Source organism: Duncaniella muris (genome assembly GCF_003024805.1).
GTDB classification, from domain to species: Bacteria; Bacteroidota; Bacteroidia; order Bacteroidales; family Muribaculaceae; genus Duncaniella; species Duncaniella muris.
Genome location: NZ_PUEC01000052.1, coordinates 1 through 8,263, shown reverse-complemented (window position 1 = coordinate 8,263; position 8,263 = coordinate 1). Strand labels below are relative to the sequence as shown.

Sequence of the window (8,263 nt, the reverse complement as noted above, 5' to 3'; positions counted from 1 at the left end):
TGAAAAAAATAAGATTTTGATACCAGAATAACTCTTTGATATACAGACATGGAAAAATTACCCGATTCTCAATGAACCGGGTAAGGGAAGATATGCTATTTATTTTAGGTTAAATGAAAGAGCCGTGGATAGAGCGAAAGCGGCAAGCCGATAAGTCTGAAGTCTACAGGAGCTGTTACATTATATCGGTTAATTTTGAAGAGTTATTTATAATTTACTTCATTATAACAGTTTCAACGCGATGGCTGCACAAGCCTCGGCATCACAAAGCGCGTGATGGTGGTTTTCCATGTCATAGCCGCAGGCGGCTGCCGAGAGGTGGAGCTGATGGCTTGGGAGATTGAGACTGCGGCGTGAGGCGGCGAGAGTGCAGTGAAATTCATAGCCCGGATATTCCATGCCGTATTCCTCGAATACTGCCTTTAGGCAACTCTCATCAAAGGGGCGGTTGTGGGCTACAAGAGGCAGCCCTTTGATCCGGTCTGCTACTTTGGCCCATACTTCCGGAAATGTCGGTTGCCCGTCAGTGTCCCGGCGGGTGAGTCCGTGAACCTCAGTAGTCCAATAAGTATAATAATTGGGAGCAGGTTGAATAAGGCTATAAAATTTGTCGACAATCTCACCATCTCTCACAATAACTATGCCGATGCTGCACATGCTGGAGCGTCGGCCATTGGCCGTTTCAAAGTCTATTGCTACAAAGTCTTGCATTGTCAGTCGTTTTTATAAAGTTCATAAATGTCTGAAATCCATCCTTTCATTTCTTTGCGCAGTGATGCCGGGATGATGACTTCTATCATCGCACCGACATGGAGCAACTTCATTATGAAGTCATATGTCGGCGAGAGGTACAGCTCAAAATCGGCATACTCGCCATAGTCTTCGATCAGTCGTTGGCTATGATGCAGCGGGAGGGATTTCAAGTAATGTTTATGGTCTTCGTTGGCACGAATCACTATTCTCTCAGGCTTGGCATCATAACCCAAAACAATGCCGTATGCTGTGGCGAAATATCCGGCTGCGTCAAAGTCTTTGGGGAGTTTATAAGTCTGGTCGGTAATATCGGCGATCTATTCTTCTTTATCCTTTGCAAAGTCATCCAATGAAGTATATGACTTGACAATGTCATTGAGGAACGCATGGCGCTTTCGCATCCAGTTGAAACGCTCCGCATTATTCATTGCTATTAAATCCATGCGCCATAGAGTTCTTCGGGGTCATCTTGGCGACTATTCTCATGACTCTTTCGCCGAGCCTCTGCCAGCTTTTCATCTGTTGGAGGTAGTAGCTCGACCATAAAGACATTACATGGTCGCAGCTTCATGCCGGCTTTATGACGAAGCCAAAGATTTTCCATCAGGAGTGCAACTCCATCGGGCGATTGTATGGTTTTCATATCATCAAAGCTTCATTATTCAGTCACTGATAGAACTTTCAGGCTTAGACCAGTCCAACTTTGTTACTTGTCGATCAGTCCAAATCACACCGAGATTTTTCTCTTGACGGAGTTCTATTGTAGCTAATAGTAAAGGAATAATATATGGGATTCTTTCCTTGATATTCTCCCATGTCCCGTCTAGGTAACAACTTGCGACGTAAGCCATGCGGAGATAAAGCCTTACTTGAGTCTTGTCCTTATGATAATACATGGCAAATTCATTTCTCCAACCATATTCTTCAAGAATAGTTGCTGCCTCAGTAATAAGGTTTTCGCATTTGCGACTTTTTGAATGGGCAAAATTACCTATGAATTCGACTGGCTCTTTCATTTCCTGAGGTTCAAATTCGTTTTCTGCTTCATCGAAAATACTTCCGATTGTTGTAAAATTTATGATGCCTTGAAATTAAAGATTGGACGGATGATTGTGTCAATGGTGACTGTGTCGCCGATGTTGGCAATGATTTCCTCAGCCGGTTTATAGACCATCGGTGACTCGTCGCGGGTGAAGTCGTTGACCGACTCCGAATATATACCCTGCATGGATGCCTCGAAGTCTTCTATCGTGATTTTCTCGTAAGCCTGAGTACGGCTCAAAACACGTCCCGCTCCGTGAGGTGCTGAGCAGTTCCAGTCCGGATTGCCCTTGCCGGTGCAGAGCAATGAACCGTCGCGCATATTCAGAGGAATAATGCAACGCTCGCCCTCGGCGGCGGAGATTGAACCTTTGCGGATGATATTCTCATCGCTAATGTAATTGTGGACGGATTCAAATTCCTCCTTTACCTCCACGCCGGGGAAAAACCGCATAAGCAATAGTGATATAAGTTTACGGTTGAGTACAGCCCATCGCTGGCAGAGACGCATATCATGGAGATAGTGTTCACGCCCTTCTCCCTCAACATAGCAGAGTGCGGCGGGAAGATTCGGCTCTGCGTCCTGATGCTCCTTGCGCATCTTCTTTATGACGCTCTGCAATTCAGACCGACGACCTGCTGACTTGTATTCCTCAATGGTGCGTTTGATTGTCTCTTCAAACTCGTCGGCTCCGTCGGTAAGATGCTTTACGGCTTTTGCCTGATAAATATCTGCCACCTGCTTGCCGAGGTTGCGCGACCCGGTATGTATGACAAGGTAAACATTGCCCTCATCATCCTTGTCAAGCTCGATGAAATGGTTACCGCCGCCGAGCGAACCGATAGCCTTGTTGATACGCCCGGAGTCTTTTATCTCACGGTAGCAGTAAAGTTCGGTCACAAGTTGCTTAGCCTCACGGTAAATCTCCATTTCCTCTCCGACAAGGGGCTTGAATCCACGTTTATCCTCACGAACCCACATACCGGAAGGCACATTGCCAAGAATATGCTCGTGGAATGCATGAAAGTCAATTTCGGAGAGTTTGCCGAGATTGAGAATGTGCATACCGCAACCGATGTCAACGCCCACTATATTGGGAATGACCTTGTCACCGAGATCGCCTGTGAACCCTATGACGCAACCGGCACCGGCGTGAACGTCGGGCATGATACGTATCTTTTTGTCGGAAAACACGTCAATCGAAAGCAGTTCCTTGATCTGTTCCAAGGCATTCTCCTCGATGTTGTCCGTAAATATCTTTACGTTGTATCCTTCTATTGCGATGGGTATTGATGGCTTCGCCACCGCGCACCGGCTTTCAGCCGACATGCGCTTCAATCCCATACGCGAATCTCCATTTGTCTTCATATTCTGATGTTTTTAATATTTCGGTGCAAAGTTAGAATGTCGTTGCGCAATCATTCTGCGCACTAAAAATCAATCAAGAAATTTTTTCATGAGAGCAAAATTACACTAAGGGTAGCGCATTTTTCGGGACAGGACAGAAATATTAAACTATTTTTATTCTGCATCGTAAAATGATACATATCTACTCTATCTTTGTGAAAAATCACAAAGATGAAAATACTCCACCTTTCTGACACTCACAACTGCCATCATCGGCTCCGGGATTTACCCGAAGCCGACGTGATGGTACATTCCGGAGACTTCTGTATGGTAGGGACAGAGCAGGAAGCCCTTGATTTCCTCAACTGGTTTTGTGACTTGCCATACAAACACAAAATCTTTATCTGCGGCAACCATGACGATTGCCTATATGGAGCCAACATTGACGGACTACCTGATAACGTGCATCAACTATCCAACTCAGGGATTGAAATTGATGGTGTGAAATTTTATGGCGTGCCGATGTTTCTTGGCGACTGCATAACCGAGCGCCAGAGACACAACTATGAGAAGATTCCGGGCGATACCGACGTCTTGATCACTCATTCTCCGGCATACGGCATACTTGATTATGATGATGGTATCAACTACGGATCAGAAGAGATACTCACGAAGCTATCCGAACTTCACCTCAAAGCACATCTTTTCGGTCATATCCACGCCAAGCATGGAGTCTTGGTGCAAAACGGCATCAAATTCTCAAATGGAGCGATTATGAATGCCGATCACTCTGTTTTAAACAGTCCGAATTTGATCTTGCTTTGAGTGGAATTAATTAATAAGTGGCTTCATGACATTTATTATGACTTTTCCCATAGGTCCTATTCTTCTGATTTAGAGCTATAATGTCTGGCTGCTATGCGGACGCTTTCGGCTACACGCTCCCGGAAGGCCGGCGGGGCTATCACTTCGGCATGGCCGCCATATCCGAGAATAAGGCGTTCAAGCTCATTATTGATAACAACTTTCAATGAAATCTGTATGCTGCCGTCACGGAAACGTTGCTCCACTTTCTGCGATTTATGAAATGGCTTGGATTCCACGTAAGGAGCCTGCTGTCGGTCAATCTTGATGACTACCCGCCGCGCCTTGTCATGTATCCCCTTGGTCACACCGATTGTATCATCAAAAAAATGCTCAGGGTCAAAGTCAACGCATTTCTTGAAAGAATGTTCCTTGTCAACAGATACTGACTGTATACGGTCAAGTGCAAAGATATTGACCTGCGGAACGCGGTTTGTCAATTTTTCGGCTATGAGGAACCATCTGTTGCGATACTCTTTCAGTAGGTATGGATATACCACTAGGGGCTCAGCCTGCCGGGCTTTGAATGACTGATATTCGATGACGATTGTCTGCTGTTTACGCACCGCATCATATATCGTGCCGATAAATTGCGCTCCCCGGTAGCCGGATACATGCTCCATGTCCATCGCAGGAACTGACGATCCTGTGTGGCGTGAAATCTGTTCATTGAGTTTGCTTATGGTGTCAATTGATGATGCCAACTGCGGAAAACCCTGCAACTGTCGCAATATGTCCAAAGCCGAGTTAAGGGCATCGAGACCTTCATCATTTAGCGGAAGATGCGTGATACTAAAATCAGGATCTTCGTACTCATAATATTTGTTTTCGCGCACCACTATAGGGGCGTTGTAGCCCAAGCGGTCGCTACGCATCAGAGCAAGATCGTTCTGAAACGTCCGGCGACTCACCGGATTGCTTCGGCCCTCAAACTCTGCCAAAGCATCGGAGCAGGCATCAATCAGGTCATTGATGGTCCAGCGGCGGTAATGGTTCTGAAGACACTTGTCAATGGTTGAAATCCGGATGAGAGTGGCGCGATTGATAGGCATAATCAGATATTTTTTGCAAAGATAGCAAATTTTTTTATTAGTGCGCAAATCCATTGCGCACATGCATCTCAACTTTGCAGCATTATGATTATAAACGGACAAACAACATCAGCTGAGATATTCACCGATAATATAGAGCAGTCAGCTCTGGAATGGATAACTGAACTCTGCTACCATCCGGCAATGGAGGGTGTGCCCATCGTGCAAATGCCCGACGTTCACGCCGGGAGTTCATGCAATGTAGGCACAGCCTATCCAATCGGAATGTATGTCAATCCCGACCATGTCGGAGTTGATATCGGTTGCACTATCTCCATGCACAGGCTATCGTGCAATGTCAATCCGGAGGACTATTTACTACTTGACCACCGTATTCGCGAGACAATCCCGACAGGTACGGACATTTGCCCAAAGAACTCTCTCAATGAAAAAGAACTGTTCCGCTTCCTCAATGCTCAATATCAGAAAGCCCGCTCGGCTGCCCCTGATCTTATCAATGAAGTTCCGCGCATTGATGGATGTTTCATTACTGACTTCTGCCGGCGCATCAAACTTCAGGAGGGTATCTTCTACAAGAGTCTTGGTTCACTCGGCGGAGGCAACCATTTCATTGAATATGGAGAGGACTCCGAATCCGGTGGCGGATGGCTGACAATCCATTGCGGCTCCCGAAATCTCGGCGTAAAGGTAGCAGGACATTGGCGCAACATCGCGCAGAACCCCAAGCGGGCAAAATATATCGGTTATCTCTGGGGCGATTCGTTACGTGGCTATCTTTCGGATATGATTATCGCGCAGGCATATGCTCTGTATAACCATCAGATAATCCGTGACCGTATTTTCACTATTCTCAGAAAGCTGTGTAAGGCTAAATGTGTCGAATCTATCTTTGCTATCCATAACTACATAGCAGTGACCGATGACCGGCCTATGTTGCGAAAAGGTGCGATAGACGCTTCCGAGGGGCGGAAAGTCGCCATTCCGTTCAATATGCGTGATGGTATTGCCATCTGCACCGGCAAAGGAAACGGGCAGTGGTTCAATACCGCACCTCACGGTGCCGGACGCATCATGAGCCGGGCGCAAGCAAAAAAACAAATATCAATGAACGAATTTAAAGAATCAATGACCGGTATCTACTCATCATCTGTCTGCGCGGGGACTCTTGATGAATCTCCGATGGCATACAAACCCACCGGGGAGATACTCGAACTTATCCGACCAACAGTCGAGGTCATCGCTATGATAAAACCCAAACTCAACATCAAAGACAACGGAGAATGAAGAAATATATACAAATCACAGCCGGCCGCGGTCCGGTGGAATGCGCCAGAGCCGTCACGCTCGTGGCCCGTGAACTGCTCAAAGTAATCCCAATGTTGCAACTTGCAGATTGTGAGCCTCACAACCAAGAGGGTGGATGCTTTATGTCAATGACATTCGCCACCGACGAAGTGTTTCCCCAGTCTATTGTAAAAGACTGGCAGGGCACTATACTTTGGCGGTCTACCAAGAATCCGTATCGCCCGACTCACAAGCGCTGCAACTGGTTTGTCGGCATCAGCTTTTTTGATGAAGTAAAACTACCACAGATTGAAGAATCTGACATTGTTTACGAAGCCTGCCGTTCCGGCGGCAAAGGGGGACAGAATGTCAACAAAGTCGAGACTGCTGTCCGGGCAACGCATATCCCCACCGGACTTTCTGTCAAATGCTCCGATGAACGATCCCAGTTGCAGAACAAAGCACTTGCAAGAGAACGACTTTTATTAAAACTACATCAGCAAAGCGAAAAAGCCGTTGCCGAATGTCAGTCACGCCAATGGAGCAACCATGACAATCTTGAACGGGGCAACCCCGTCAAAAAATTTTCAGGACCATTGTAAATTTTATATGTTGTATCGGATATTGATACACCTGAGCTGTAATTTTGCGATGAATCCGAATGGCAAGCCACCGTACACCGGTAAATCCTGCAAGCACATTCGGTTCACTCACAAGAGCTTTACCCTTGTATTGTAAATTAAAAACAAATTAAGTAATGAGAGAATTAGACCTTCATAAAGCAAATACCGCCGACACATCAAAACAGAAGAATGATGCAAAGAATGCTAAGCCCAAAAGCGTTCTGGAGGCGTTTGAGTATATCGTTGAACTTGCCGAAGATTCTAATCTCGATAAGGAATTTATTGAGAAAGCCTCGACTCATATAAAATATGCAGTCCGCAAATTGAAACTGACTGCCATGCAGGTGGTTTTACTCGCCATGTTTGTTGACAGAAGCGAGGATAGCCGCATCATGATTTCAGAAATTGCCAAGTATGCCGGTTGTCGCACTACCAAGATACTGCGACTTTCTGACGACATAGATATTCTTGAATCCAAGCACTATCCTCGTGCGTCGCGGTGTCGTAAATCGTTAAGCTACCGTGTTCCCGGAGCCGTTCTGAAATCCTTGCGCAAGAATCAGCCATACATTCATGAAGAAGAACCTGTGGCTGATACTCAGACTTTCTTCGATAGATTCGACAAACTGATGAACGAAAAAGAAGATGATGAACTGACCCACGATTCGTTGATAGAGCAGACAATGGATATGCTTGTGGAAATCAAGGATACCAAGTTTGCCACGGAGTTGCGTCGCTGTGGTTTTGGCGATGAAGACACTCTGTTGTTTGTCTTTATGGCACATTTGTTTGTGGAAAATAACGATGACAATATCGGGTTCCATGATATTGACGACATATTCGACGACAATGAAATTCCGAGTTGGGTAAAACGGGAATTTCGCACCCGTGAATCGGAACTCTTTGAGAAAGAGCTTATCGAGAATGTCAATGAAGACGGCATGGCCCGTTCTGATGCCTTCAAACTGACTGATAAAGCTAAAGAGGAACTCCTTTGCGAGCTTAATATCAACGAAGTAGGCAAATCAGTCAACGGGCTTATAAAAGCGGAGACTCTTGCAGAAAAGAATCTTATATACAACACTTCTGAATGCAACCAGATAACTGAACTGTCATCCATACTTTCAGAAAACCGGTTCAACGAAGTGCAGAACCGTCTTCGCTCCGTAGGTGGAAAAGGCGCGAGAGTTTGACCCCTTCGGGCACGCGGGATTTGACCCCACGGGCATAATAAGATTGACCCCTTAAAAGTCCTGGCGGCGGGGGTCAATTTTATTTTACCTCAGTTGCTGTTTCAG

General features: G+C 46.0%; 11 protein-coding genes. 4 read left to right on the top strand and 7 right to left on the bottom strand.

Going from position 1 to position 8,263, the window contains the following annotated elements; translation table 11 throughout:
* Positions 1 to 222 precede the first annotated feature (222 nt).
* The 6 genes from C5O23_RS13645 to C5O23_RS13625 all read right to left on the bottom strand — a co-directional run bounded on the left by C5O23_RS13645 (position 223) and on the right by C5O23_RS13625 (position 3,163).
* Entirely contained in the window at positions 223 to 711 is a 489-nt protein-coding gene (locus C5O23_RS13645; RefSeq protein ID WP_107033465.1) for a 3'-5' exonuclease, read from the bottom strand.
* 2 nt (positions 712 to 713) lie between these two features.
* Positions 714 to 956, bottom strand: coding sequence for a WCX domain-containing protein (locus tag C5O23_RS13640; protein WP_458692842.1), 243 nt, complete (start codon positions 954 to 956; stop codon positions 714 to 716).
* Between the two features lie 114 nt (positions 957 to 1,070).
* Positions 1,071 to 1,196: a hypothetical protein gene (locus tag C5O23_RS14600; protein WP_255259268.1), complete on the bottom strand. Its 126-nt coding sequence runs from the start codon at positions 1,194 to 1,196 to the stop codon at positions 1,071 to 1,073.
* Positions 1,187 to 1,396, bottom strand: a complete 210-nt coding sequence (locus C5O23_RS13635; RefSeq protein ID WP_107033463.1) for a hypothetical protein — start codon at positions 1,394 to 1,396, stop codon at positions 1,187 to 1,189. Before C5O23_RS13635 ends, C5O23_RS14600 begins: the two co-directional genes overlap by 10 nt.
* 19 nt (positions 1,397 to 1,415) lie before the next feature.
* The gene (locus C5O23_RS13630) at positions 1,416 to 1,769 is read right to left on the bottom strand and encodes a hypothetical protein (protein WP_107033462.1); all 354 of its coding nucleotides are present in this window, start codon (positions 1,767 to 1,769) and stop codon (positions 1,416 to 1,418) included.
* 59 nt (positions 1,770 to 1,828) lie between these two features.
* Positions 1,829 to 3,163: an RtcB family protein gene (locus C5O23_RS13625; protein ID WP_240597872.1), complete on the bottom strand. Its 1,335-nt coding sequence runs from the start codon at positions 3,161 to 3,163 to the stop codon at positions 1,829 to 1,831.
* A 210-nt stretch (positions 3,164 to 3,373) separates the two neighbouring features.
* On the opposite strand from C5O23_RS13625, the gene C5O23_RS13620 reads away from it, so the two are divergent.
* Positions 3,374 to 3,967 carry a metallophosphoesterase family protein gene (locus tag C5O23_RS13620; RefSeq protein WP_107033461.1) on the top strand — a complete coding sequence of 198 codons (594 nt, stop codon included), beginning with the start codon at positions 3,374 to 3,376 and terminating at the stop codon, positions 3,965 to 3,967.
* A gap of 56 nt (positions 3,968 to 4,023) precedes the next feature.
* On the opposite strand, the gene C5O23_RS13615 is transcribed toward C5O23_RS13620, so the two are convergent.
* The gene (locus C5O23_RS13615; RefSeq protein ID WP_161553618.1) at positions 4,024 to 5,058 is read right to left on the bottom strand and encodes a helix-turn-helix transcriptional regulator; all 1,035 of its coding nucleotides are present in this window, start codon (positions 5,056 to 5,058) and stop codon (positions 4,024 to 4,026) included.
* A gap of 84 nt (positions 5,059 to 5,142) precedes the next feature.
* On the opposite strand from C5O23_RS13615, the gene C5O23_RS13610 reads away from it, so the two are divergent.
* From C5O23_RS13610 to C5O23_RS13600, 3 genes are all read left to right on the top strand, one after another.
* Positions 5,143 to 6,342, top strand: a complete 1,200-nt coding sequence (locus C5O23_RS13610) for an RtcB family protein (RefSeq protein ID WP_107033459.1) — start codon at positions 5,143 to 5,145, stop codon at positions 6,340 to 6,342.
* Positions 6,339 to 6,944: a peptide chain release factor H gene (gene prfH / locus C5O23_RS13605; protein WP_107033458.1), complete on the top strand. Its 606-nt coding sequence runs from the start codon at positions 6,339 to 6,341 to the stop codon at positions 6,942 to 6,944. Before C5O23_RS13610 ends, prfH begins: the two co-directional genes overlap by 4 nt.
* Positions 6,945 to 7,099: 155 nt before the next feature.
* Positions 7,100 to 8,158: a hypothetical protein gene (locus tag C5O23_RS13600; RefSeq protein ID WP_107033457.1), complete on the top strand. Its 1,059-nt coding sequence runs from the start codon at positions 7,100 to 7,102 to the stop codon at positions 8,156 to 8,158.
* Positions 8,159 to 8,263 lie beyond the last annotated feature (105 nt).